This is a genomic window from Streptomyces sp. NPDC051563, from assembly GCF_044454225.1.
In the GTDB taxonomy this organism is placed as follows: domain Bacteria; phylum Actinomycetota; class Actinomycetes; order Streptomycetales; family Streptomycetaceae; genus Streptomyces.
The window spans coordinates 94,788-120,337 of record NZ_JBITDL010000010.1 but is presented as its reverse complement, the minus strand read 5'-3'; the positions used below and the strand labels follow the sequence as shown (position 1 = coordinate 120,337).

Sequence of the window (25,550 nt, the reverse complement as noted above, 5' to 3'; positions counted from 1 at the left end):
CCCGTCCCCGTTTCGTTCCCGTGTGCCCCGACCCCGGCCCCTCGGACACTGAACGTGTTCAAGTGGCCCCTGGGGAGACCTTACGTCGAACAGACAAACGCTTCAGGGGTTTGGTTGCCCCGGGCGCACGGGATTGCAGAGGCCCCGCTAGGGGGTGTCCGCAAAGTGGCGCCTGGCTCGCGACGCCCGGCACGCGCTCTCGGCGCGCCGGGCGGAAGCCCGAGTACGTCCAGTACGCGGGCTTCCGCCCGGCACACCGAGAGCACGCACCGAACGCCGCGAGGGCGCCCTCCGGGCGCCCGGCGCCACTTTGCGGACACCCCCTAGACCCAGGTGTCCAGCCACATCCGGTTCTGCCAGGAATCCATCGGGATGGACTGGCCCGTGTAGATGGGCCAGAAATAGATGAAGTTCCACACGATCAGGAGCACGAGGACGCCCGCCGCGACCGCGCCCAGGGCGCGGCGGCGTTCCGAGGAGCCGGCCGGGCCCAGGAGGGCGCCGATCATCATGGCCACCGCCAGGCACAGGTACGGGACGAAGACCACGGCGTAGAAGAAGAAGATGGTCCGCTCCTGGTAGTTGAACCAGGGCAGCAGGCCGGCGCCCAGGGCGCACGCGATCGCGCCCGCGCGCCAGTCGCGGCGGAAGATCCAGCGCCACAGCACGTACAGCAGGGCGAAGCAGCCCGTCCACCACAGCAGCGGCGTGCCGAGCGCCAGCACCTCGCGCGCGCACTTGGCCGTCTCGGTCGCCGGGCAGCCGTCGGTGCCGGGGGCGGGGGACTCGTAGAAGTAGGAGACGGGACGGCCCAGGATCAGCCAGCTCCACGGGTTCGACTCGTAGGTGTGGCCGGAGGTCAGGCCCACGTGGAACTTGTAGACCTCCGTCTCGTAGTGCCACAGGCTGCGCAGCCACTCCGGGACGAAGGACCACGAGCTGTGCTGGTCGTTCTTGGCGGCCCAGTCGCGGAAGTAGCCGCCCTTGCCGTTGTCGGGGGAGAGGATCCAGCCGAGCCACGAGGCCAGGTAGACGGAGATCGCCACGGGGACCAGGGAGAGGAAGGCGGGCCCGCTGTCCCGGCGCAGCATCGCCGCGTACGGGGCGCCCGCGCCCGCGGTGCGGCGGGCGGCCGCGTCCCACAGCACGGTCAGCACGCCGAAGAAGGCGAGCACGATCAGGCCGTTCCACTTCGTACCGAAGGCCAGGCCCAGGCTGATGCCGGCCAGCAGCCGGTACGGGCGCCAGCCCAGCTTCAGCGTCTCCGCGATCCGGGCGTCCGGCCGGGTCCGCCCCTCCTCGTCCACCGGGAGCGCCGCCGCGAGCCGGGCCCGCGCCTTGTCCCGGTCGATGACGAGCGCTCCGAAGGCGCCGAGCACGAAGAACATCAGCACCAGGTCGAGCAGCGCGGTCCGGCTCATCACCAGGTGCAGGCCGTCCACGGCGAGCAGCAGGCCGGCCAGGCAGCCCAGGAAGGTGGAACGGAACAGCCGCCGGCCGATGCGGCACAGCATCAGCACGGACAGGGTGCCGAGCAGCGCGGTCATGAACCGCCAGCCGAACGGGTCGAAGCCGAACATCCACTCGCCGAGCCCGATCACCCATTTGCCGACCGGCGGGTGCACGACGTAGCCCGGGTCCAGCGGGAGCGGGACCCCGTCGGGGTTGGCGAGGACCGACTTGTCGATGTCCTTGGGCCAGCTCGCCTCGTAGCCCTGCTTGATCGTGGCCCAGGCGTCCTTGGCGTAGTACGTCTCGTCGAATATCACCGCCTTCGGGGTGCCCAGATGGGCGAACCGCAGCACCCCCGCGACCAGCGCCACCAGCAGCGGACCGGCCCAGGCCAGCACCCGCTCCCAGCGCACCGCCGCGGCCGGACCGATCCCGATCTGCGCCCACAGCTGCGCGGACGGCCGCGCGTACGGGGGCACCAGGCGGGTGCGGACGTCCGACTGCCGCTTCGCCCCGGCGGGCGGCGCGTAGCCGAAGCCGCGCAGGCGGCGCAGCCAGGCGGACGGCTGGTCGGCGGGGGCCTGGCCGGGCCCTGCCTCGGTGGCGGGCGGGGCCCCCGCAGGGCTGGGCGGCGGCGTCGCGGTACTGGTCACCGGCACATCGTAGGGAACGACCCTGTGCCGGACCCAGGGGGACGGGAGTGTGGGGCGCGGCGGTTGGGGCGGCTGAGAGGATGGGGCGGTGACCACTGACCAGCCGCGCACCGCCGAAGCCGCCTCCCCGGCCCCCTCCCACGCACCGGGGGCGGGCGTCCTCGTCCTCGCCGGGACCCCCATCGGGGACCTCGCCGACGCCCCGCCGCGGCTCGCCTCCGAGCTGGAGCGGGCCGACGTGATCGCCGCCGAGGACACCCGGCGGCTGCGCAGGCTGACGCAGGGGCTCGGCGTGTTCACCACCGGCCGGGTCCTGTCGTACTTCGAGGGCAACGAGTCCGCGCGCACCCCCGAACTGGTCGAGGCCCTGGAGGCCGGCAAGCGAGTGCTCCTGGTGACGGACGCCGGCATGCCCTCCGTCTCCGACCCCGGCTACCGGCTGGTCGCCGCCGCGGTGGAGAAGGACATCAAGGTCACGGCCGTCCCCGGCCCCTCCGCCGTGCTCACCGCGCTCGCCCTCTCCGGGCTGCCGGTCGACCGCTTCTGCTTCGAGGGCTTCCTGCCGCGCAAGGCCGGCGAGCGGCTGAGCAAGCTCCGCGAGGTGGCCGCGGAGCGCCGCACCCTCGTCTACTTCGAGGCCCCGCACCGGCTCGACGACACCCTGGCCGCCATGGCCGAGGTCTTCGGCGCCGACCGGCGGGCCGCCGTCTGCCGCGAGCTGACCAAGACCTACGAGGAGGTCAAGCGCGGCGGGCTCGGCGAGCTGGCCGCCTGGGCCGCCGAAGGCGTGCGCGGGGAGATCACCGTGGTCGTCGAGGGCGCCCCGGCCGCGGCCCCCGGCGATGTCGACGCCGAGGAGCTGGTGAACCGGGTACGGGTGCGCGAGGAGGCGGGGGAGCGGCGCAAGGAGGCCATCGCGGCGGTCGCCGCCGAGGCCGGGGTACCCAAGCGCGAGGTGTTCGACGCGGTGGTCGCGGCAAAGAACGCGGCACAAAAGTCGCCGTGAGTCGGTAAAGGGCTAACCTGAAAAGCAAAGCTCAGACCGCGCACGGGGCGCTTTGGGCATGACTCGCCCAAGGACCGTCCAACACTGGACAGGGCCTGATGCGCTCCCGCCCGAAGAGGCGTCCACTGGCAATGGCAGCAGTGGAACAAGAGGAGCTGGCATGAGTGAGATCGCCGAACCCCGTCCCCTTCCCCAACCGGCCGGACCCGTCGCCGCGCCGACCGTGACGGCCGTCCCCGTGACGGGGACCGCTCCCGCATCCGTGCCGACCGTGCACGAGGCCTACTCCTTCGCCTGCATGAAGTGCGGCTACGGCTGGGAGCAGGGCTACGAGATAGAGCACCACACCGACGGCAGGGGCATGCCGTTCATCGTCTACACCGCCGACGGCGAGCGGGTCCCCTCCCCGCTGTCGAACCCGACCTGCCACAACTGCGGCGGCCACGTGGTGCGGATCATGCGGGAGGGGCAGGTCAAGTCGGTCATCGGCATGCTCGACCAGCTCTACCACCACCGCGCGGCCCCGGGGATCGCCGGACCCGTGCCCGCCGGGTACACGGCGAAGGCGCCGAAGGCCCCGAAGCAGCGCAAGGCCGCCCTGCACGACGCCCCCGGGCCGGTCCCGGTGGAACGGCCCGGGCTGATGGCCCGGCTGCTGGGGTTCTTCCGCCGGTCATAAGATCGGCCGTATGAGCCGTAGCACGCCGAACGACGCGCCGCCCCCGCTGCCCGAACCGCTCCGGGTGGCGGTCGCGGACTCGCACACCCACCTGGACATGCAGTCCGGCACCGTCGAGGAGGGCCTCGCCAAGGCCGCCTCCGTCGGGGTGACCACCGTGGTCCAGGTGGGCTGCGACGTGAAGGGCTCCCGCTGGGCCGCCGAGACCGCCGCCGCGTACGAGAACGTCCACGCGGCCGTGGCCCTGCACCCCAACGAAGCCCCACGGATCGTGCACGGGGACCCCGACGGCTGGTCGCGTCAGGGCGCCCGGACGGGCGGCGGCGAGGCCGCGCTCGACGACGCGCTCGCCGAGATCGAGGCCCTGGCCGCGCTCGCGCACGTCAAGGCGGTCGGCGAGACCGGACTCGACTACTTCCGCACCGGCCCGGAGGGCATGGCCGCGCAGGAGCGGTCCTTCCGCGCACACATCGAGATCGCCAAACGGCAGGGCAAGGCCCTGGTCATCCACGACCGCGAGGCCCACGCGGACGTGCTGCGCGTCCTGCGCGAGGAGGGCGCCCCCGAGCGGACCGTCTTCCACTGCTACTCCGGAGACGCGGAGATGGCCCGGGAGTGCGCCGCCGCCGGCTACTACATGTCCTTCGCCGGGACCGTCACCTTCAAGAACGCGGCCCCGCTGCGCGAGGCCCTGGCGGTGGCCCCGCTGGAACTGGTGCTCGTCGAGACGGACGCCCCGTACCTCACCCCGGCCCCCTACCGCGGACGGCCCAACGCGCCGTACCTCATTCCGCTGACCGTACGGGCCATGGCCGCGGTCCGCGGCATCGACGAGGACGCCATGGCGACCGCCCTGGCGGCCAACACGGCCCGCGCCTTCGCCTACTGAGCACCCCGCAGGACCGCTCACCCGTTCGCCACGTTCCGTAGCCGTCCCGCTTTGTAGCGTGACGGCCGCTCCGCTAGGGTGCCGTGCCCGAAGCAGCCGGACGGACCAGTGGAGCGAGCGCGATGAGCGATGTGGCCTGGCCGGCCGGTGGACGCGACCCCTGGGCCGCGGCCCCGGACCCGACCGCGGAACCGGGTCCCGGCCCGGACCCGTTCCTCGCCCCGGGCACGGACCGGGAGCCGGCGGACCCGTACGCGGAGGGGTACGCGGACCCGTATCCGGACCAGGGGGCTTTCACGGACCCGGGCCCGGATCCGCTGCGGGGCTCCGCGCCGGACCCGGACCCGTTCCCGGGCCGGGGGTCGGCCGCCCCCGGCCCGCACCCGGAACCCGCGGTGCCCGCGCCCCGGGGCGGCGGGCGGCGCCGGACGGCCGCGGAGCCCGGGGCGGGCCGCCGGGCGCGCGGCCGCAGCCCCGCCCCCGCCGGTACCGCACCGGGACCCGACCTCCAGCCGGAGCCACCCGCCACCGGCCGCCGGCGCCGCACCGGGGCGGCCCCGGACACCGTCCCGGTCCCCGCCGGAGCGACGGCCCCGGCGGGGACCGGGCGGCGCCGGGGCGGCCCCGGCACCGTGCCCGCGCCGGGTACCGGTACCGGCGCCGGTACGGTCCCCGTCCCCGTCCCCGTCCCCGTCCCCGTCCCCGTCCCCGTCCCCGGCACCCGGCGGCGCCGCGGCGCCGCCCCCGCCTCCCGCGACACCTGGCGGCGCATCGTGCCGCAGGCCCTGGTCGTCGCCTTCCTCGCGGGCGGCACCACCGCCTTCGTCGCCGCCGACAAGTCCGTACGGCTCACCGTCGACGGGGTCCCGCGGACCCTGCACACCTTCGCCGACGACGTCGACGAGCTGCTCGCCGCAGAAGGACTGGCCACCGGCCCCCACGACCTCATCGCCCCGGCCGGGGCCGAGGTCCTCGACGACGGGGACGAGATCGTCCTGCGCTACGGCCGCCCGCTGAGCCTCACCCTCGACGGACAGCAGCGCGAGGTGTGGACCACCGCCCGCACCGTGGACGGCGCACTGCGCCAGTTCGGCATCCGCGCCGAGGGTGCCTACCTCTCCGCCCCCCGCACCGCCCCCGTCCCCCGGACCGGCCTGACCCTCGCCGTCCGCACCGAACGCAGCATCACCTTCATGGCCGACGGCCGCGAGCGGACCATCCGCACCAACGCCGCCACCGTGCAGGAGGCCCTCGACGAAGCCGGGATCACCCTCCACGGCCAGGACACCACCTCCGTGCCCGCCGGCTCCTTCCCGCGCGACGGCCAGACCGTCACCGTGCTCCGCATCAGCGGCACCCGCGAGATCCGCGAGGAACACATCCCGTACGCGACCGAGCGGGTCAAGGACCCCGCCCTCTTCGCCGGAACCGAAGTCGTCGAGCGCTCGGGGCGGCCCGGAGCGCGCAGGGTCACGTACAGCCTGCGCACCGTCAACGGGGTCCGGCAAAAACCCCGCCGGGTCGCCGAGGAGACCGTCCGCGAGCCCGTCAGCCAGCTCGTCAAGGTCGGCACCAGGGCGCTGCCCACCTCCGTCCAGGGCGCGGACGGCCTCGACTGGGGCGCGCTGGCCCGCTGCGAGTCGGGCGGCCGGCCCGGCGCCACCGACGCCTCGGGGACGTACGGGGGGCTCTACCAGTTCGACGTGCAGACCTGGCAGGCCCTCGGCGGCAGCGGCCGGCCGCAGGACGCTCCGGGCCCGGAACAGACGTACCGCGCCAAGAAGCTGTACGTCCAGCGGGGGGCGAGTCCCTGGCCACACTGCGGCCGTACCCTTTATCGGTGAGCACCGCAGAGCAGCAGCCCGAATCCTCCGCGCCGGAGACCGCCCAGCCCGAGACCGCCACCCCCGAACCGTCCGCCCTCCTCGGCGCGGCCGACATCCGGGAGCTGGCCGCCGTACTCGGCGTACGGCCGACGAAGCAGAAGGGCCAGAACTTCGTCATCGACGCCAACACCGTGCGCCGCATCGTGCGCACCGCCGAGGTCCGGCCGGACGACGTGGTCGTCGAGGTCGGACCCGGGCTGGGCTCGCTGACGCTGGCACTGCTGGAGGCCGCCGACCGGGTCGTCGCCGTCGAGATCGACGACATCCTGGCCGCCGCGCTGCCCGCCACCATCGAGGCGCGGATGCCGGAGCGCAAGGACCGCTTCGCGCTGGTCCACTCCGACGCCATGCTGGTCAAGGAGCTGCCCGGGCCGCCGCCCACCGCGCTCGTCGCGAACCTTCCCTACAACGTCGCCGTGCCGGTCCTGCTCACCATGCTCGACCGCTTCCCCAGCATCGAGCGGACCCTGGTCATGGTGCAGGCCGAGGTCGCCGACCGGCTGGCCGCCGAACCCGGCAACAAGGTCTACGGGGTCCCCTCCGTCAAGGCCAACTGGTACGCGGACGTCAAGCGGGCCGGCGCCATCGGCCGCAAGGTCTTCTGGCCCGCACCGAACGTCGACTCCGGACTCGTCTCCCTGGTCCGCCGGGCCGAGCCGGTCAAGACCACCGCGACCAAGGCCGAGGTCTTCGCCGTCGTCGACGCGGCCTTCGCCCAGCGCCGCAAGACCCTGCGCGCGGCCCTGTCCGGCTGGGCCGGATCGGCCGCGGGCGCCGAGGCGGCCCTGGTCGCCGCCGGGATCTCCCCGCAGGCCCGCGGCGAATCCCTGACCGTCGAGGAGTTCGCGGCGATCGCCGAGCACAAGCCCGCCGCGGAGAGGCCCGCGCTGTGAGCGACGCGATCACCGTACGGGTCCCCGCGAAGGTCAACGTCCAGCTGGCGGTGGGCGCGGCCCGCCCGGACGGCTTCCACGACCTCGCCAACGTCTTCCTCGCCGTCTCCCTCCACGACGAGGTCACCGCGACCCCGGCCGCCGGGCTCACCGTCACCTGCGCCGGCCCGGACGCCGACAAGGTGCCGCTCGACCGCACCAACCTGGCGGCCCGGGCGGCCGAGCTCCTGGCCGAGCGGGCGGGCATCGCACCCGACGTGCACCTGCACATCGAGAAGCGGATCCCGGTGGCGGGCGGCATGGCCGGCGGCAGCGCCGACGGGGCGGCCGCGCTCCTCGCCTGCGACGCCCTCTGGGGTCTGAAGACCCCGGCCGAGGACCTCCTCGCCCTCTGCGCGGAGCTGGGCAGCGACGTGCCGTTCAGCCTGGTCGGCGGGGCGGCGCTGGGAGTGGGGCGCGGGGAGATCCTGACCCCCGTCGCGGCCGGCACCTTCCACTGGGTGTTCGCCGTGGCCGACGGCGGGCTCTCCACCCCGGCGGTGTTCCGAGAGTTCGACCGGCTCACCGCCGGCACGGAGGTCCCCGTGCCACAGGCCTCCCCGGCCCTGCTCGCGGCCCTCGCCTCCGGCGACCCCGACGCGCTGGCCGCCACCCTGGCCAACGGGCTCCAGCCCGCGGCCCTCTCGCTGCGGCCCTCGCTGGCCGACACCCTCGCGGCGGGGGTCGGTGCCGGGGCGCTGGCCGCGCTGGTCTCCGGCTCGGGCCCGACCACGGCCTTCCTCGTCCGCGACGCGGAGTCCGCGGCCAAGGTGGCCGCCGCGCTGGCCGCCTCCGGCACCTGCCGCAGCACCCACCTGGCCACGAGCCCGGCCCCGGGCGCGACCGTCCTCTGACCCCGGCCCGGCTGCGCCCATGCCGCTGCGCGGCGCCGAGTCCCCTACCCGCCCTTCGCCCGTTCCCCGGGCCCTGCCCGGACCCGTTGCGGGGGCCAGCCCCCGCACCCCCGCTCCTCAAACGCCGGAGGGGCTGGGTTGCCCGCAGGGCGATTCCAGCCCCTCCGGCGTTTGAGGAGCGGGGTCTGGGGCGGAGCCCCAGGGAACGGTGGAAGGGCGGGTAGGGGAGCTCCGCCCCGCGCCTCGTGTCCCCCGGGCTCCGGGTACCTAGGCCGGGCTGAGTACGCGCGCCCTGTCGGCCGGAGGCGCCGCGCGGGAGCGTGGGGGCATGGGAGCCAGCGCAAGCGACATCGCCGCAGCCACCCCCGCGACGCGGGACCGTTATGTCGACCTGCTCCGGGTCGCCTCGCTCGGGACCGTCATCGCCGGGCACTGGCTGATGGCCGCCGTCAGTACCGGCGGCATAGGGAATCTGCTCGCCGTCGTGCCGCCGCTCCAGGTGCTCACCTGGGCCCTCCAGGTGATGCCCGTGTTCTTCTTCGTCGGAGGGTTCTCGCACGCCCTGTCCTACCGTTCCCTCGCGCGCCGCACCGAGGGCCCCCTCTACGCCGTCTTCGTGCGGGCCCGGCTGCGCAGGCTGCTGCGGCCCACCCTGGTGTTCGTGGCCGTCTGGACCGCCGCGGCCCTCGCCGCGCAGCTCCTCGGCGCGGGCGGCGGGCGCCTGTCCGGGGCGGCGTTCAGGCTGGTCACGCAGCCGCTGTGGTTCATCGGGATCTACCTCGCGATGGTCGCCCTGACCCCGCCCCTGCTGGCCTTGCACGAGCGCTGCGGCTGGGCCGCCTTCGGCGCCCTGGCCGCGGCGGCGGCCGCCGTCGACCTGCTGCGCTTCGCGGGCGGTGTCCCGTACGCCGAGTTCCTGAACTTCGGCTTCGTCTGGCTGGCCGTCCACCAGCTCGGCTTCCTGCGCGCCGACGGGCGGCTCCGCCGTCCCGGCGCCCTCGCCGCCGCCGGGCTCGCCGGGGCCGTGGCGCTGGTGGCGTACGGGCCGTACCCGCTGTCCATGGTCGGGATGCCCGGGGAGAAGGTCTCCAACATGGCCCCGCCCACCCTCGCCCTGCTCGCGCACGGGATCTGGCTGGTGGGCGCCGTGGAGCTGCTCAGGGCCCCGGCCGCGGCCTGGCTGGCCCGGCCCCGGGTCTGGCGCGGGGTGGTCGCCGCCAACGGGGTCGCCATGACGGCCTTCCTCTGGCACCTCACCGCGATGCTCGCCGTGTACGCCGCCCAGCTCGGTCTGGGCATCGCCCTGCCCGAGCCCGCCGGGGCGGCCTGGTGGGTCCAGGTCCCGGTCCGGTTCCTCGCCGCCGCCGCGCTGACCGGCGTACTCGTCGCGGTGTTCCGGCGCTTCGAGGCCCCCGTCAGGAGCGGCGCCCGCCCCGGCGCCCGCTCCGGCTCCGGCCCCCGCGCCGCCCTCGGCACCGCCCTGTGCCTCCTCGGCGTCCTCGGGCTGTCCACGACCGGCCTCGGCGGTCTCCTGGAAGGCCACAGCGCCACCCTGATCGCGCTCCCGGTCACCGCGCCCGCCGCGATCGGCATGGCGCTGGGCGGCTGGCTGCTGGTGGAACGGTCCGGCACTTCGCGGAGGGTTAGGCTGAGGGGCTGATCCACACCCCTTCCCTGGAGCGCTCCTGATGGCCGTCAACCTGGTCAATGTCGAGGCAGTCAGCAAGGTGTACGGAACCCGTACCCTGCTCGACGGCATCTCCCTCGGCGTATCCGAGGGGGACCGGATCGGTGTCGTAGGCCGCAACGGCGACGGCAAGACCACCCTCATCCGCATGCTCGCCAAGCTGGAGGAGCCGGACAGCGGCCGGGTCACCCAGAACAGCGGCCTGCACATGGGCGTGCTCACCCAGCACGACTCCCTCGACCCCAAGGCCACCGTCCGCCACGAGATCATCGGGGACATGGCCGACCACGAGTGGGCCGGCAACGCCAAGATCCGCGACGTGCTGACCGGCCTGTTCGGCGGGCTCGACCTGCCCGGCTTCGGCCAGGGCCTCGACACCGTCATCGGCCCGCTGTCCGGCGGCGAGCGCCGCCGCATCGCGCTCGCCAAGCTGCTCATCGCCGACCAGGACCTCCTCGTACTCGACGAGCCCACCAACCACCTCGACGTCGAGGGCATCTCCTGGCTGGCCAAGCACCTCCAGGAACGCCGCTCCGCACTCGTCTGCGTCACCCACGACCGGTGGTTCCTCGACCAGGTCTGCACCCGCATGTGGGACGTCCAGCGCGGTGACGTCCACGAGTACGAGGGCGGCTACAGCGACTACGTCTTCGCCCGCGCCGAGCGCGACCGCATCGCCGCCACGGAGGAGTCCAAGCGGCAGAACCTGATGCGCAAGGAGCTCGCCTGGCTGCGCCGCGGCGCCCCCGCCCGGACCTCCAAGCCGCGCTACCGCATCGAGGCCGCCAACGAGCTGATCGCCGACGTGCCGCCGCCGCGCGACAAGTCCGCGCTGATGAAGTTCGCCAACGCCCGCCTCGGCAAGACGGTGTTCGACCTGGAGGACGTGACCGTCCAGGCCGGCCCCAAGACCCTGCTCAAGCACCTCACCTGGCACCTGGGCCCCGGCGACCGCGTCGGCCTCGTCGGCGTCAACGGCGCCGGCAAGACCTCCCTGCTGCGCGCCCTCGGCGAGGCCGCCCGCACCCAGGGCGAGGTCCAGCCCGCCGCCGGCACCGTGACCGTGGGCAAGACCGTCAAGCTGGCCTACCTCTCCCAGGAGGTCGGCGAGCTCGACCCGTCCCTGCGGGTCCTGGAAGCCGTCCAGCGCGTGCGCGACCGGGTCGACCTCGGCCAGGGCCGCGAGATGACGGCCGGCCAGCTGTGCGAGCAGTTCGGCTTCACCAAGGAGAAGCAGTGGACGCCCGTCGGCGACCTCTCCGGCGGTGAGCGGCGCCGGCTGCAGATCCTGCGCCTGCTGATGGACGAGCCCAACGTCCTCTTCCTCGACGAGCCCACCAACGACCTCGACATCGAGACCCTGACCCAGCTGGAGGACCTCCTCGACGGCTGGCCCGGGTCGATGATCGTGATCTCGCACGACCGGTTCTTCATCGAGCGCACCACCGACACGGTCATGGCCCTGCTGGGCGACGCGAGCCTGCGGATGCTGCCGCGCGGACTCGACGAGTACCTGGAGCGCCGCCAGAAGATGATCGACGCGGCCTCCCCGGCGCCCGCCGCGGCCGGCGCCGGGAAGTCCTCCGCCTCCGGCGATGCGCGCGCCGCGAAGAAGGAGCTGCAGAAGATCGAGCGGCAGCTCAACAAGATGACGGACCGCGAGAGCAGCCTGCACGCCCAGATCGCCGAGAACTCCACCGACTTCGACAAGGTCGCCAAGCTCGACGCCGAACTGCGGGAACTCATCTCGGACCGGGACGACTTGGAGATGCGCTGGCTGGAGCTCGCCGAGGACGCGTAGCCCGCGGGGGCCCGCCGGCCCCAACTGGCCGATAACGGCGGCATCACGGGCCGGTTCTCCCTTGGGAACAGGGGGCGGACCGGCCCGGCCCGTACGCGCGACCAGTGATAGAAAGGGCTTCCTCCCACACCCGAAGCCGAAGGTATGCGCTGATGACCGAGCCGCCCCAGCCGCCGAACCAGCCGCCGAACCCTTCCGGTTACGGGCACCTGCCCGGGCCGCCGCAGCCCGGCTACGGATTCCCTCCGCAGGGCGAGAACCCTTACGCGAAGCAGGGTCCCTACGGCGAGCAGCCGCAGGCTCCGTACGGGCAGCAGCCGCAGGGCCCGTACGGGCAGCAGCCGCCCGGTGGCTACGGTTTCCCGCCACAGCCCCCGCACATGCCCCCCGGCATGCCGCCGGGGCCGCCCGCCGGGCCGAAGAAGAAGCTCGCCGTGGTGATCGCGGCCGCCGTCGCCGGCGTGCTCGTCCTGGGCACCGGCGGCTACTTCCTGCTCTTCGACGGCAAGGAGACGTCCGACAAGGTGATCGGGCAGGACACCACACCGCCCGCCGACGACAAGGCCTCGCCCTCCGCCTCCGTGGACAAGGGCGACGGCAGCGGCAACGGCGGCGAGGAACAGGACCTCAACGCCGGCCGCAAGCAGGGCGAGAGCAAGGTCCTGTGGTTCAAGAGCAGCACGATCGACGGTCCCGGCTCGGGCGTCGACTCCCAGGGCCAGTGGATCGTCGGCGACACCGTCGTCAAGACCCTCTGGAAGTCGGTCACCGGCTACGGGGTCAAGGACGGCAAGGAGAAGTGGACCCTCGCCCTCCCCACCGAGATCTGCGGGGTCACCGGCATGACCGCGGACGGCAAGACCGTCGTCCTGTACAAGAACGGCGAGTCCAGCGGCGCCGACTGCAACATGATGCGGATGATCGACCTGAAGGCCGGCAAGGAGGGATGGACGAAGGAGGTACCGAAGGAAGGCCTCTTCGACATCATGACCTCCGTCGACCTCGCCCTCACCGGTGACTCCCTCGTCGTCAACCGGCTGGGCACGAGCAGCGCGTTCAAGGTCAGCACCGGGGACAAGCTCTTCGACAACAAGCGGGACGAGGGCTGCCGGCCCACCGACTTCGTCGCCCTGAACGGGAAGATGATCTCGATCGCGACCTGCCAGGACGCCGACAAGACCGTCGAGGTCATGGACGCCGACCCGGTCACCGGCAAGAACACCTGGATCTACAAGCTCCCCAAGGGCTTCGACGTCAAGAACGTCTACTCGCTCGACCCGATCGTCCTGGACCTCGGCAACAGCGAGGGCAAGGAGCGTTCCATCGTGGTCCTCGGACCCGATGGCAAGCAGCGCACCACCGTCGCCGGCGAGGGCAGCTTCCCGGTCGGCTGCGGCGGCCTCTTCAACCACTCGCTCCAGAGCTGTGGTTCCTCCTACGTGGACGCGAACACCCTCTACCTGCCCACCAAGGCCGACATCGGCAAGGCGAACGAGATCGTCGCCTTCGACCTCGGCACCGGCAAGGTGAAGTGGCGCACCCCGGCCGGAGAGGGACGCACCCTCACCCCGCTGAAGGCGGCGGGCGGCCAGGTCGTCGTCTACCGCGAGGCGGAGAGCGACAAGGGCGGCGAGGTCCTCACGATCCCGGCCGCCGGGGGAACGCCCACCGCGGTCCTGCGCAACCCGTCCGGCCCCTCGGCCCCGGTGGAGAGCTCCTTCACCTCCCCGGACGTGGAGTTCGTGGACGGCCGGCTGTTCATCTCCGCCTCCCATCTGCAAGCCCAGAACAAGAGCGAGAAGTTCCTGATGGTCTTCGGCAAGTGAGGGCCCGCCCCGCGCACGGGCGGCCCGCCGCACCCCCTGCCGCACACCCCGCCGACCAGCGCGCCGAACAGTCCGCCGAGCCGCCCACCGAGAGGCAGTAGCACCGATGAGCACCCCGCCGCCCCCCAGCCAGCCGCCGTCCGGCGGGTTCGGCGCCCCGCAGGACCCGCCGCCGGCCGGCTTCGGCAAGCCCGCGGACCCGCCGCCCGGCGGTTTCGGCGGGCCCCCGCCGGTGCCCCCGGCCACGCCGGCCGGCCCCCCGCCGCCGCCGGCCCAGCCCCCGGCGGTCCCGGCCCAGCCCCCGACGGTCCCGGCCGGGCAGCCCGCCGGGCAGCCCTCGTACGGCTATCCGCAGCAGCCCTACGGCTACCCGCAGCAGCCGCAGCCCGCCACCGCGCCGATGTACGCGGCCCAGGGCCCGGCGGCGCCCGCCGGGGGCGGTGGCAACGAAGTCCGCACCCAGCTGATGATCGTCGGCGCGGCCCTGCTGGCCATCGTCCTCATCGTCGGCGGCGGCTTCTTGTACGTCTCCGGCGACGACAAGGGCTCCGGCAACCAGCCCGTGGCCGACGGCAGCGCGAGCCCCGCTGCCGGCGGCGACAAGGCCCCGGGCGGCGGCGGCACCGAGAAGGTGCCCGCCAAGACCAAGTCGAAGACGCTGGTCAACGTCCCGATGCCGGAGTCGGCCGAGATCGTCCGGATCACCGGCTCCTGGCTCACCGGCACCACCTACGCCAAGTCCGACATGGGCAAGATCGTCGGCTACAACGTGGCCGACGGCGCCAAGAAGTGGGAGATCCCGCTCGGCGCCAACGTCTGCGCCGCGAGCCGCTGGGTCTCGGACGACAAGACGGCGATCCTCTTCGACGAGGCCCTGCCGACGCCCGAGAAGAAGTACCAGCCGTGCAACCAGGTCGGCGTCATCGACCTGAACACCGGCAAGCTCCTGTGGAAGGCCCAGGCCAAGTCCCAGACCGGCGGCGACAAGCCCATCACCTTCGCCGAGGTCACCGTCAGCGGCCAGACCGTCGCCGCGGGCGGCCTCAACGGCGGCGCCGCCTGGAACCTCGCCGACGGCAAGGTCCTCTGGGGGGCCAAGACCGACGCGGACCGGTGCTCGGACCTGGGCTACGCGGGCGGCCCCGCCCTCGCCGTGATCCGCCGGTGCGGACAGCACCCGGACTACGTCCTGTCCGCCCAGGGCCTCGACCCCGTCACCGGCGCGCCGAAGGGCTCGTACAAGCTCCCCGCCGGCATCGACTTCGCCCAGATCGTCTCCACCAAGCCGCTGATCGTCGCGGCGGACGTGAACGACACCTCGAAGAACGCCACCGGCGTCAGCGACCTCTTCGTCCTCGACGACGGGGGCCAGCTCAAGGCGCGCATCTCGCTCACCTCGGGCAACTACAACCCCGAGTGCGGGGCCACCGAGGTCGAGGACTGCGTCAACATGGTCGTCGGCAACGGCAAGCTCTACCTGCCGACCGAGGAGCACAAGGGCACCACGGACTCCGGCCGCACCAACGAGATCGTCTCCTTCGACCTGGAGACCGGCAAGCTGACGGCGGACCGCGCCGACGCCGGCGAGCGCTACACCGTCTACCCGCTGCGCATGGACGGCTCCAACCTCATCGCCTACAAGTCCCCGCCCTACGACGGCGGCGGCCAGATCGTCTCCATCGACGGCAAGACGATGAAGGAGACCGTGCTCATGCAGAACCCGGACACCAAGGAATCGCAGCGCGCCGAGACCCAGTTCCTGCCGGAGAGCGCGGAGTACCGCTACCAGAACGGGAAGCTGTTCATCTCCCGCACGGCCGTCATGACCAAGTCCACCGCGTCCACCGACCCGTACTACAGCTTCGTCTCCTACACCACCGGCTGAGCCGGGCGGGCGCACCGCCCGGACCAGCAGAAGCCCCCGGAAGGTCCGTCCTTCCGGGGGCTTCTGCGCCGTATCCCCACCGCGTCGTCGAACAAGCGTGTAGCTTGCCGGGTCAGAAGGGCGGGGGTGGGTGCCTCAATGGGCGTACGGGTCATGGTGGTCGACGAGCACCGGCTGCTGGCCGAGGCGCTCGCCTCGGCCCTGAAACTGCGCGGCCACCGGGTGCTGGCCGCGGCGGCCCCGGCCGCGGGCGCCGCCGAACTCGTCATCGGCCGCGCCCCTGAGGTCTGCCTGTTCGGCACCGCCACGCCCGCCGGTCCCGGGGTCTTCGAGCCGATCGTCCGGATCAAGCGGGAGCGTCCGCAGATCGCCGTGGTCGTCCTGGGCCCGGTGCCGAGCCCGCGCGGGATCGCGGCCGCCTTCGCGGCGGGCGCCTCGGGGTACGTGCGCCACGACGAGCGCATCGAGGGCGTGGAGCGCGCCCTGGCCAAGGCCCGGGCGGGTGAAGTGGCCATCGCCCCGCAGCTGTTGCAGGGGGCCTTCGCGGAGCTGCTCAACCCCGCGGCGCAGCCCGACGACGAGGGCAGCCGGCTGCTGCGGCTGCTCACCCCGCGCGAGGTGGAGGTGCTGGTCCGGGTCGCCGAGGGCGAGGACACCCGGCTCATCGCCGCCGGGATGGCCATCGCGCCGAGCACCGCACGCACGCACGTCCAGCGGGTGCTGATGAAGCTGGGCGTGGGCTCGCGGCTGGAGGCGGCCGCGCTGGCCGCCCGTACCGGTCTGCTCGACCGGGCCGCACTGCCGCCGTCCGGGGGTGTCCGGCCCTGATCGGGGCCGGGGATTTCCCCGGCGGCACGGATTCCGGTATGCCGGTGACCAGCACGCGCACGGTGCGTGCTTTCCCCGGCGAGAGGCAGTAGGCACGTGAGCGAGAAGGCGTCTTCCCAGGCTCCCCAGGCTTCCCGGTCCTCCGAGGCCTCCGAGGCCTCCGAGGCCTCCGGGCCTTCCAAGTACCTGGTCACCGGCGGCGCCGGATACGTGGGCGGCGTGGTCGCGGCCCGTCTGCTGGAGGCGGGCCACGAGGTCACCGTCCTCGACGACCTCTCCACCGGCTTCCGTTCCGGGGTGCCGGCCGGCGCCGCGTTCGTCGAGGGCCGCATCCAGGACGCCGCCGAACACCTGGACCCCTCCTACGATGGGGTCCTGCACTTCGCGGCCTCCTCGCAGGTCGGCGAGTCCGTGGTGAACCCGGGCAAGTACTGGGAGAACAACGTCGGCGGCACCCTGGCCCTGCTGGCCGCGATGCGCGGCGCGGGCGTGCGCAGGCTGGTGTTCTCCTCCACCGCGGCGACCTACGGGGAGCCCGGCGACGGGCCGCTGACCGAGTCCTCGGTGACCGCCCCCACCAACCCGTACGGGGCCTCGAAGCTGGCCGTCGACCACATGATCGCGGGGGAGTGCGCGGCGCACGGCCTCGCGGCGGTCTCGCTGCGTTACTTCAACGTGGCCGGTGCGTACGGACGGTTCGGCGAACTGCACGACCCCGAGACCCACCTGATCCCGCTGGTGCTGCAAGTGGCCCTCGGCGAGCGGGAGTCGATCTCGGTGTTCGGCGAGGACTACCCGACCCCGGACGGCACCTGCGTACGGGACTACATCCACGTCGCCGACCTGGCCGAGGCCCATCTGGCCGCGCTGCGGGCCGCCGCCGGGGGAGAGCACCTGGTGTGCAACCTGGGCAACGGCAGCGGGTTCTCGGTCCGCGAGGTCATCGAGACGGTCCGCAAGGTCACCGGGAGGGAGATCCCCGAGGTGGTGGCCCCCCGCCGGGCCGGCGACCCGGCCTTCCTCGTCGCCTCCGCCCGCACGGCGCACGAGCGGCTCGGCTGGACCCCGACCCGCTCGGACCTCACGGGCATCGTGACGGACGCCTGGAACTTCGCCCGCGCCCGCCGCGGCTGACCCCACCGGCACCTGCGGGCATCCCCGGCACCCACCCGGGCAGGGGCGCGCGTGCGTTCCGGGCGCGCCCTCGCCGGGCGCTGCGCGCGGGCGCCCGGCGTGCGCACGCCGAGTGAAATACTCCCCGTGCAACTGCCCGCGGCACAGCAGCGGGTAAAACGGCGCTTCCGTTGGAAGCAGGCAGTCGATTTCAAGCCACCCCGGAGCCCGTCCGGATGCGCCTCGCCGGAAAATCGCTCGAAAAACTTCTGCAATTCGGCCAACCACGAGCCGACCCCGGCCCTACGCTGATGCGTGACACCGGTGGGGGCCGGTGTTGATTCAGGGGTCGAGACAAGTCGGGTACGACGTCCGCTCCGGGGTAGTGCAGAGATGTCACGGCGGCGGCCGGGGCGCCTGCGGATCACCCGGTCCGGGCGTCGTACCCGCCGTCGTCCGTTCCCCGACCCTTGGGGGTTTTGTGGTCCGTATCCGGGTACTCGTGGTCGACGATCACCGCATCTTCGCCGAATCTCTCGCCGCCGCGCTCGCGGCCGAACCGGACGTGGACGTCTCCGCGGCCGGCAGCGGCCCCGCCGCGCTGCGCTGCCTCGAACGCGGGGCGGCCGAGGGCCGCCGCTTCGACGTCCTGCTGGTCGACTCCGACCTGGCCGCCGTCCCCGCGGGCGTTCCCGTCCAGCGGGAGTCCGGCTCCGCCCCGCCCGTCGCCGACGGGATCGCACTGGTGGCGGGGGTACGGGTGTCCCATCCGGCGGTCCGCACGGTCGTGCTCGCCGAGCGCGACGACGCCCGCCGGGCCGCCCTCGCGCTCCAGGCGGGAGCCTCGGGCTGGGTGGCCAAGGACTGCTCGCTCTCGCGGCTCCTGGCCGTCATCCGCGGGGTCCTGCGCGAGGAGACGCACCTTCCGCCCGCGCTGCTCACCGGAGTGCTCCGCGAACTGACCGCGGCGCGCAAGCACCGTACCGACAGCGAACGGCTGGTGGAGTCCCTCACGCCCAGGGAGCACGAGGTGCTGCGCTGCATGGTGGCGGGACTGGGCCGCAAGGACGTGGCCGCGCGGCTGTTCCTCTCCCCGCACACGGTGCGCACCCACATGCAGAACGTGCTGGGCAAGCTGGGCGTGCACTCCACGCTCGCGGCGGTGGCCCTGGCCCGGCGGGCCGGCGTACGGCCCGCGGACCTGCCCGGACTGCCGGGGCAGGGACTAGCCGGGGATGTTGTCGAACGGAGCGGTCAACTGGCGTAGCAGGTTGGCGAGATCGCCGCGCTGCGTCCGCGAGAGCTGGGCCAGGATCGCCCGTTCCTGGGCCAGCAGCCCGGCGAGCGCCTGGTCGGCGCGGTCGCGGCCCTCGGGGCTGAGGCGCACCAGGACCCCGCGGCGGTCGTTGGGGTCCGGCAGCCGTTCGACGAGGCCCTTCTTGGCGAGCCGGTCGATGCGGTTGGTCATGGTCCCGGAGGTCACCAGGGTCTGCGTCAGCAACTGGCCCGGGGAGAGCTGGTAGGGCGCGCCGGCCCGCCGCAGCGAGGTCAGGACGTCGAACTCCCAGGGCTCCAGCCCGTGCTCGGAAAAGGCCAGCCGGCGGGCACGGTCGAGGTGCCGCGCGAGCCTGCTGACGCGGCTGAGCACCTCGAGCGGTTCCACGTCGAGGTCAGGGCGTTCCCGCCGCCATGCCGCGACCAGTCGGTCGACCTCGTCCTCCATGCGGATCAGTGTAAAGGGTCTGTCGACGTGAAGTCTCTTTAAATCGAGTATCTCGATTTCGAGTATCTTGACATCGAGATATAATTGGCGCGACCATGGGCATGGAGGGGGCCGGAGAAGGTTCCGATTCCGTCCGCACCGCCAGCAGGGAGGCTCGCACATGCATTCCGATACCGCGCCGGCCAGGATTCCGGCGTCGACATCCCCCGCCCACCCCACGGATGACGCCCCCACCTGGGACCCGCAGCAGTACCTCCGGCACGCGGGCCACCGGGCCAGGCCCTTCCTCGACCTCCTGGCCCGCATACCCGAGCTGCCCACCCGGGCCGCCCGCATCGCCGACCTCGGCTGCGGACCGGGCAACGTCACCGCGCTCCTCGCGGACCGTTGGCCCGATGCGCACATCACCGGCTACGACCTCTCCCCGGAGATGCTCCACCGCGCCGAAGCCGAGTACGCCGGTCCCACCGGCGGCGCCGGAACGCTCGACTTCCGCCACGGCAACCTCGCCGACTGGCTCCCGGAGGAGCCCTACGACCTGATCGTCTCCAACGCCGCCTTCCAGTGGGTCCCCGGCCACGCCGGATCCTTCGCCCCCTGGATCAACGGACTGCGCCCCGGCGGCACCTTCGCCTTCCAGATCCCGGGCAATTTCACCGCCCCCAGCCACCGGATCCTCGCCGACCTGTGCGACACCCCGCGCTGGCGGGCCCGGCTCGCCGGACGCGGAGCCCGCTACATCCACATCCTCGAACCCTCCGGATACCTGGAGCGGTTCACCGAGCTCGGCTGCTCCGCCGACGTGTGGGAGACCACCTACCACCAGCTGCTCCAGGGCACCGACCCGGTGCTGGACTGGGTCAAGGGCACCGCGCTGCGGCCCGTGCTCACGGCCCTGGCCGATGACGAGGAGGCGGTCGAGGCCTTCCTCGCCGAGTACCGCACCCTGCTCCGCGCCGCCTACCCCGCGGGTCCGCGCGGCACCGTCTTCCCGTTCCGCCGGATCTTCGCCGTCGCCCGCAAGGAGGCCTGAGCATGCTCGCCGGAGTCGACCACGTCCAGCTCGCCGCGCCTCCCGGCTCGGAGGAGCGGCTCCGCGCCTATTACACCGAGGTGCTCGGCATGACCGAGCTCCCCAAGCCCCCGGTGCTCGCGGCCCGCGGCGGCTGCTGGTTCGCCGCCGGGCCCGTCCAGCTGCACCTGGGCATCGAGGAGGACTTCCGCCCCGCCCGCAAGGCGCACCCGGGACTCAGGGTCGAGGGCATCGAGGCCTACGCGGACAGACTGCGGGCGCGCGGCGCCACGGTCGTCTGGGACGACGACCTGCCGGGGCACCGCCGCTTCTACTCCCAGGACCCGGTCGGCAACCGGATCGAGTTCCTGGAGCGGCACGGCACGGAACGGGGCTGACGCCCCACGCGACGGCGCCCCGCCACCGGATCTCCGGTGACGGGGCGCCGTCGTGCGCACGCGCGGTACGGGGCTCACTTCTTGCGGTGGCCCACCAGCCGCGGCTTCGCCTCCAGGTTCTCCAGTCCGTGCCAGGACAGGTTCACCAGGTGCGCCGCCACCTCGGCCTTCTTCGGCTGGCGGGTCTCCAGCCACCACTGCCCGGTCAGCGCGACCATGCCGACCAGCGCCTGCGCGTACAGCGGGGCCAGCTTCGGGTCGAAGCCGCGGGCCTTGAACTCCAGGCCCAGGATGTCCTCGACCTGCGTGGCGATGTCACTGATCAGCGAGGCGAACGTGCCCGTCGACTGGGCCACGGGGGAGTCCCGGACCAGGATCCGGAAGCCGTCCGTGTAGTTCTCGATGTAGTCCAGCAGCGCGAAGGCCGCCTGCTCCAGGAGCTCCCGCGGGTGCCCGGCCGTCAGCGCGCCCGTCACCCCGTCCAGCAGCTGGCGCATCTCGCGGTCCACGACGACCGCGTAGAGGCCCTCCTTGCCGCCGAAGTGCTCGTAGACCACCGGCTTGGAGACTCCGGCCTTCGCCGCGATCTCCTCCACCGAGGTGCCCTCGAACCCCTTCTCGGCGAACAGGGTGCGGCCGATGTCCAGCAGTTGCTGACGCCGTTCGGCGCCCGTCATCCGGACCCGGCGGCTGCGCCTGGGCTTCTCGCTGCTGGAACTGCTGCCGTCGTTTCCCACGTCCCCCATCATGCCGCGTTCGACACTTCTTCCTTGCGTCGGGCGTCGATGCGGGCCTCGGACGGCCAGCGGACGTCGGACGCCCAGCCGAGCTGTTCGAACCAGCGGATCAGGCGCGCACTGGAGTCGACCTGGCCGCGCAGCACACCGTGCCGGGCCGAGGTCGGGTCGGCGTGGTGCAGGTTGTGCCAGGACTCGCCGCAGGACAGCACCGCCAGCCACCACACGTTGCCGGAGCGGTCGCGGGACTTGAACGGGCGCTTGCCCACCGCGTGGCAGATCGAGTTGATCGACCACGTCACGTGGTGCAGCAGCGCGACCCGGACCAGGGAGCCCCAGAAGAACGCCGTGAAGGCCCCCCACCACGACATCGTCACCAGACCGCCGACCAGCGGCGGCAGCGCCAGCGAGAACATCGTCCAGAAGATGAAGTCGCGGGAGATGCGGCGGATCGCCGGGTCCTTGATCAGGTCCGGGGCGTACTTCTGCTGGTCGGTCTGCTCCTCGTCGAAGAGCCACCCGATGTGCGCCCACCACAGGCCCTTCATCAGGGCCGGCACCGTCTCGCCGAAGCGCCACGGCGAATGCGGGTCGCCCTCGTGGTCGGAGTACTTGTGGTGCTTGCGGTGGTCGGCCACCCAGCGCACCAGGGGTCCCTCGACCGCCATCGACCCCATGACCGCCAGGGCGATGCGCAGCGGCCGCTTCGCCTTGAAGGAACCGTGCGTGAAGTAGCGGTGAAAGCCGATCGTGATGCCGTGGCAGGCCAGGAAGTACATGAACACCATCAGCCCCACGTCCAGCCAGCTCACCCCCCAGCCCCAGGCGAGCGGAAGCGCCACCAGCAGGGCGAGGAAGGGCACGGTGATGAACAGCAGCAGCGCGATCTGCTCCACGGACCGCTTGCTCTCACCGCCGAGGGTCGCGGACGGCACGGACGTGCCGGAAGACGCCGAGGCGTCCTCGATCACGTCGGGACTGATGGTCATAGGTGTGTCCCCTGAGGGTGAGGGAGTCGGCAGGCGCGCCGCCCGGCCACACATCCCTACGGGTGCGTAACCTACGGCAACGTAAGTATGGCAAAGGTCCCCCTCGCGGCAAGGGGAGCGCGCTGCGATCCCGTCCTGAAGGCACTGGGCACAGGGCCGATCGGCCCGAGTCGCAGGGCCGCCGTCCCGCCTGGTGACACAGGGACCTGGTCACCGGTACGGGCCACCTATCCTGGTGTCGTCGGACAGCGCGGTCCGCACGGGCAGCCCGAGCTGCGCATCAGGAGCGGTGGCTCCGCCGGACCCAGGTCCGGGCGGGCACCACCGCGCGCATCCGGGGCCCACCTCCCAGTAGCGCTCGAAACACTGCAAGGAGCCGCACCTGTGAGCAGTGCCGACCAGGCCCACACGACCACCGCCCCGGCGACGTCCCCCGCCGGCGCGGCCAACGCCGAGCTGCGCGCGGACATCCGCCGCCTCGGCGACCTCCTCGGCGAGACCCTCGTACGCCAGGAGGGCCAGGACCTCCTCGACCTGGTCGAACGCGTCCGAGCCCTCACGCGCACCGACGGGATCGCCGCCGCCGAGCTGCTCGGCGACACCGACCTGGAGACCGCCGCCAAGCTGGTGCGCGCCTTCTCCACCTACTTCCACCTCGCCAACGTCACCGAGCAGGTGCACCGCGGCAAGGAGCTGCGCGCCCACCGCGCCGCCGAGGGCGGCCTGCTGGCCCGCACGGCCGACATGCTCAAGGACGCGGACCCCGAGCACCTGCGCGAGACGGTCAAGAACCTCAACGTCCGCCCCGTCTTCACCGCGCACCCGACCGAAGCGGCCCGCCGCAGCGTCCTCAACAAGCTGCGCCGCATCGCGGCCCTGCTGGAGGAGCCCGTCTCGGGCGCCGGCGAGCGCCGCCGCCACGACCTGCGCCTCGCGGAGAACATCGACCTCGTCTGGCAGACCGACGAACTGCGCGTGGTCCGCCCCGAGCCCGCCGACGAGGCCCGCAACGCGATCTACTACCTCGACGAGCTGCACGCCGGCGCCGTCGGCGACGTCCTCGAGGACCTCGCCGCCGAGCTCCAGCGCGTCGGCATCGAGATCCCCGCCGGCACCCGCCCGCTCACCTTCGGCACCTGGATCGGCGGCGACCGCGACGGCAACCCGAACGTCACCCCCGACGTGACCCGGGACGTGCTGATCCTCCAGCACGAGCACGGCATCACCGACGCCCTGGAACTCATCGACTTCCTGCGCGGACTGCTGTCGAACTCCATCCGCTACACCGGTGCCACCGAGGAGCTCCTCACCTCCCTCCAGGCCGACCTGGAGCGCCTCCCCGAGATCAGCCCGCGCTACAAGCGGCTGAACGCCGAGGAGCCGTACCGCCTCAAGGCCACCTGCATCCGGCAGAAGCTCCTCAACACCCGCGAGCGCCTCGCCAAGGGCATCCCGCACGAGGACGGCCGCGACTACCTCGGCACCGCCGAGCTGCTCACCGACCTGACCCTCATCCAGACCTCCCTGCGCGAGCACCGCGGCGCGCTCTTCGCCGACGGCCGCATGGACCGCACCATCCGCACGCTGGCCGCCTTCGGCCTCCAGCTCGCCACGATGGACGTGCGCGAGCACGCGGACGCCCACCACCACGCGCTCGGTCAGCTCTTCGACCGGCTCGGCGAGGAGTCCTGGCGCTACGCGGACATGCCCCGCGACTACCGCGGCCGCCTCCTGGCCAAGGAGCTCCGCTCCCGCCGCCCGCTGGCGCCCACCCCGGCCCCGCTGGACGCGGCCGGCCAGAAGACCCTCGGCGTGTTCGGCGCCATCAAGGACGCCTTCGAGAAGTTCGGCCCCGAGGTCATCGAGTCCTACATCATCTCGATGTGCCAGGGCGCCGACGACGTCTTCGCCGCCGCCGTCCTCGCCCGCGAGGCCGGCCTCATCGACCTGCACGGCGGCTGGGCCAAGATCGGCATCGTGCCGCTCCTGGAGACCACCGACGAGCTCAAGGCCGCCGACGTCATCCTCGACGAGATGCTCGCGGACCCCTCCTACCGGCGCCTCGTGTCGCTGCGCGGAGACGTCCAGGAGGTCATGCTCGGCTACTCCGACTCCTCCAAGTTCGGCGGCATCACCACCTCCCAGTGGGAGATCCACCGTGCCCAGCGCCGGCTGCGCGACGTGGCCCACCGCTACGGCGTGCGCCTGCGCCTCTTCCACGGCCGCGGCGGCACCGTCGGCCGCGGCGGCGGCCCCTCGCACGACGCGATCCTCGCGCAGCCCTGGGGCACCCTGGAGGGCGAGATCAAGGTCACCGAGCAGGGCGAGGTCATCTCCGACAAGTACCTCGTACCGTCGCTGGCCCGCGAGAACCTGGAGCTGACCGTCGCGGCCACCCTCCAGGCCTCCGCCCTGCACACCGCCCCGCGCCAGTCCGACGAGGACCTGGCCCGCTGGGACGCGGCCATGGACACCGTCTCCGACGCCGCGCACGACGCGTACCGCGCGCTCGTCGAGGACCCGGACCTGCCGGCGTACTTCTTCAAGGCCACCCCCGTGGACCAGCTCGCCGACCTGCACCTGGGCTCGCGCCCCTCGCGCCGCCCCGACTCGGGCGCGGGCCTCGACGGCCTGCGCGCCATCCCGTGGGTCTTCGGCTGGACCCAGTCCCGCCAGATCGTCCCCGGCTGGTACGGGGTCGGCTCGGGCCTGAAGGCCCTGCGCGAGGCCGGCCAGGGCGACGCGCTGACCGAGATGGGCGAGCGCTGGCACTTCTTCCGCAACTTCCTGTCCAACGTCGAGATGACGCTGGCCAAGACGGACCTGCGGATCGCCCGCCACTACGTCGACACCCTGGTGCCCGACGAGCTCAAGCACGTCTTCGCCCGCATCGAGGCCGAGCACGAGCTGACCGTCCGCGAGGTGCTGCGGATCACCGGGGGCGAGAAGCTCCTCGACTCCAACCCGGTCCTCCAGCAGACCTTCTCGGTCCGCGACGCCTACCTGGACCCGATCTCCTACCTCCAGGTCTCCCTGCTGGCCCGCCAGCGGGCGGCCGCCGAGCGCGGCGAGGAGGCGGACCCGATCCTGTCCCGGGCCCTGCTCCTCACCGTCAACGGCGTCGCGGCCGGCCTGCGCAACACCGGCTGACCCTTCGCACGAGACACCTCGTACGACGAGGCCCCCGCCACCGGAACGCT

The 25,550-nt window shown here is 72.9% G+C and carries 20 protein-coding genes; 16 read left to right on the top strand and 4 right to left on the bottom strand.

The window, feature by feature from the left end; genetic code table 11:
• Positions 1-323 precede the first annotated feature (323 nt).
• Positions 324-2,105: a dolichyl-phosphate-mannose--protein mannosyltransferase gene (locus ACIA8F_RS14165; protein WP_399378604.1), complete on the bottom strand. Its 1,782-nt coding sequence runs from the start codon at positions 2,103-2,105 to the stop codon at positions 324-326.
• Positions 2,106-2,193: 88 nt separating this feature from the next.
• On the opposite strand from ACIA8F_RS14165, the gene rsmI reads away from it, so the two are divergent.
• The 13 genes from rsmI to ACIA8F_RS14100 all read left to right on the top strand — a co-directional run bounded on the left by rsmI (position 2,194) and on the right by ACIA8F_RS14100 (position 18,758).
• The gene (rsmI, locus tag ACIA8F_RS14160; protein ID WP_399378603.1) at positions 2,194-3,111 is read left to right on the top strand and encodes a 16S rRNA (cytidine(1402)-2'-O)-methyltransferase; all 918 of its coding nucleotides are present in this window, start codon (positions 2,194-2,196) and stop codon (positions 3,109-3,111) included.
• A gap of 298 nt (positions 3,112-3,409) precedes the next feature.
• Positions 3,410-3,790: a hypothetical protein gene (locus tag ACIA8F_RS14155; protein WP_399378785.1), complete on the top strand. Its 381-nt coding sequence runs from the start codon at positions 3,410-3,412 to the stop codon at positions 3,788-3,790.
• A 10-nt stretch (positions 3,791-3,800) separates the two neighbouring features.
• Complete coding sequence (locus tag ACIA8F_RS14150) at positions 3,801-4,679, top strand: TatD family hydrolase (protein WP_383956350.1); 879 nt, start codon at positions 3,801-3,803, stop codon at positions 4,677-4,679.
• Between the two features lie 632 nt (positions 4,680-5,311).
• Positions 5,312-6,523 carry a ubiquitin-like domain-containing protein gene (locus ACIA8F_RS14145; RefSeq protein ID WP_399378783.1) on the top strand — a complete coding sequence of 404 codons (1,212 nt, stop codon included), beginning with the start codon at positions 5,312-5,314 and terminating at the stop codon, positions 6,521-6,523.
• A gap of 95 nt (positions 6,524-6,618) precedes the next feature.
• On the top strand, positions 6,619-7,458 hold the full coding sequence (rsmA, locus tag ACIA8F_RS14140; RefSeq protein WP_399378781.1) for a 16S rRNA (adenine(1518)-N(6)/adenine(1519)-N(6))-dimethyltransferase RsmA: 840 nt from the start codon (positions 6,619-6,621) through the stop codon (positions 7,456-7,458).
• On the top strand, positions 7,455-8,351 hold the full coding sequence (locus tag ACIA8F_RS14135) for a 4-(cytidine 5'-diphospho)-2-C-methyl-D-erythritol kinase (RefSeq protein ID WP_399378602.1): 897 nt from the start codon (positions 7,455-7,457) through the stop codon (positions 8,349-8,351). The genes rsmA and ACIA8F_RS14135 overlap by 4 nt, the downstream gene beginning before the upstream one ends.
• A gap of 328 nt (positions 8,352-8,679) precedes the next feature.
• Positions 8,680-10,011 carry an acyltransferase family protein gene (locus tag ACIA8F_RS14130; protein ID WP_399378600.1) on the top strand — a complete coding sequence of 444 codons (1,332 nt, stop codon included), beginning with the start codon at positions 8,680-8,682 and terminating at the stop codon, positions 10,009-10,011.
• Positions 10,012-10,039: 28 nt separating this feature from the next.
• Complete coding sequence (locus ACIA8F_RS14125) at positions 10,040-11,839, top strand: ABC-F family ATP-binding cassette domain-containing protein (RefSeq protein ID WP_399378598.1); 1,800 nt, start codon at positions 10,040-10,042, stop codon at positions 11,837-11,839.
• 152 nt (positions 11,840-11,991) lie between these two features.
• A complete protein-coding gene (locus ACIA8F_RS14120) occupies positions 11,992-13,665 on the top strand; it encodes a PQQ-binding-like beta-propeller repeat protein (protein WP_399378596.1) in 1,674 nt (557 codons plus the stop codon).
• 106 nt (positions 13,666-13,771) lie between these two features.
• Positions 13,772-15,550 (top strand): PQQ-binding-like beta-propeller repeat protein, encoded by a 1,779-nt coding sequence (locus tag ACIA8F_RS14115; protein WP_399378595.1) that lies wholly within the window; start codon positions 13,772-13,774, stop codon positions 15,548-15,550.
• Between the two features lie 138 nt (positions 15,551-15,688).
• The gene (locus ACIA8F_RS14110; protein WP_399378779.1) at positions 15,689-16,378 is read left to right on the top strand and encodes a response regulator transcription factor; all 690 of its coding nucleotides are present in this window, start codon (positions 15,689-15,691) and stop codon (positions 16,376-16,378) included.
• A gap of 186 nt (positions 16,379-16,564) precedes the next feature.
• On the top strand, positions 16,565-17,512 hold the full coding sequence (galE, locus tag ACIA8F_RS14105) for a UDP-glucose 4-epimerase GalE (protein ID WP_399378777.1): 948 nt from the start codon (positions 16,565-16,567) through the stop codon (positions 17,510-17,512).
• A 460-nt stretch (positions 17,513-17,972) separates the two neighbouring features.
• Complete coding sequence (locus ACIA8F_RS14100; protein ID WP_399378593.1) at positions 17,973-18,758, top strand: LuxR C-terminal-related transcriptional regulator; 786 nt, start codon at positions 17,973-17,975, stop codon at positions 18,756-18,758.
• Here ACIA8F_RS14100 and ACIA8F_RS14095 read toward each other — a convergent pair.
• Entirely contained in the window at positions 18,717-19,214 is a 498-nt protein-coding gene (locus tag ACIA8F_RS14095) for a MarR family winged helix-turn-helix transcriptional regulator (RefSeq protein ID WP_399378592.1), read from the bottom strand. The genes ACIA8F_RS14100 and ACIA8F_RS14095 overlap by 42 nt on opposite strands.
• A gap of 160 nt (positions 19,215-19,374) precedes the next feature.
• Between ACIA8F_RS14095 and ACIA8F_RS14090 the strand changes: the two genes are divergently transcribed.
• Together ACIA8F_RS14090 and ACIA8F_RS14085 are read left to right on the top strand one after the other, a co-directional pair.
• Positions 19,375-20,247: a trans-aconitate 2-methyltransferase gene (locus ACIA8F_RS14090; protein WP_399378591.1), complete on the top strand. Its 873-nt coding sequence runs from the start codon at positions 19,375-19,377 to the stop codon at positions 20,245-20,247.
• A gap of 2 nt (positions 20,248-20,249) precedes the next feature.
• Positions 20,250-20,624: a VOC family protein gene (locus ACIA8F_RS14085; RefSeq protein WP_399378589.1), complete on the top strand. Its 375-nt coding sequence runs from the start codon at positions 20,250-20,252 to the stop codon at positions 20,622-20,624.
• Between the two features lie 74 nt (positions 20,625-20,698).
• Here ACIA8F_RS14085 and ACIA8F_RS14080 read toward each other — a convergent pair whose 3' ends face one another.
• Together ACIA8F_RS14080 and ACIA8F_RS14075 are read right to left on the bottom strand one after the other, a co-directional pair.
• Entirely contained in the window at positions 20,699-21,373 is a 675-nt protein-coding gene (locus tag ACIA8F_RS14080; protein WP_383947427.1) for a TetR family transcriptional regulator, read from the bottom strand.
• Complete coding sequence (locus ACIA8F_RS14075; protein WP_388497945.1) at positions 21,370-22,350, bottom strand: acyl-CoA desaturase; 981 nt, start codon at positions 22,348-22,350, stop codon at positions 21,370-21,372. The genes ACIA8F_RS14080 and ACIA8F_RS14075 overlap by 4 nt, the downstream gene beginning before the upstream one ends.
• Positions 22,351-22,734: 384 nt before the next feature.
• Between ACIA8F_RS14075 and ppc the strand changes: the two genes are divergently transcribed.
• Positions 22,735-25,500: a phosphoenolpyruvate carboxylase gene (gene ppc, locus ACIA8F_RS14070; protein ID WP_399378587.1), complete on the top strand. Its 2,766-nt coding sequence runs from the start codon at positions 22,735-22,737 to the stop codon at positions 25,498-25,500.
• Positions 25,501-25,550: the final 50 nt, after the last annotated feature.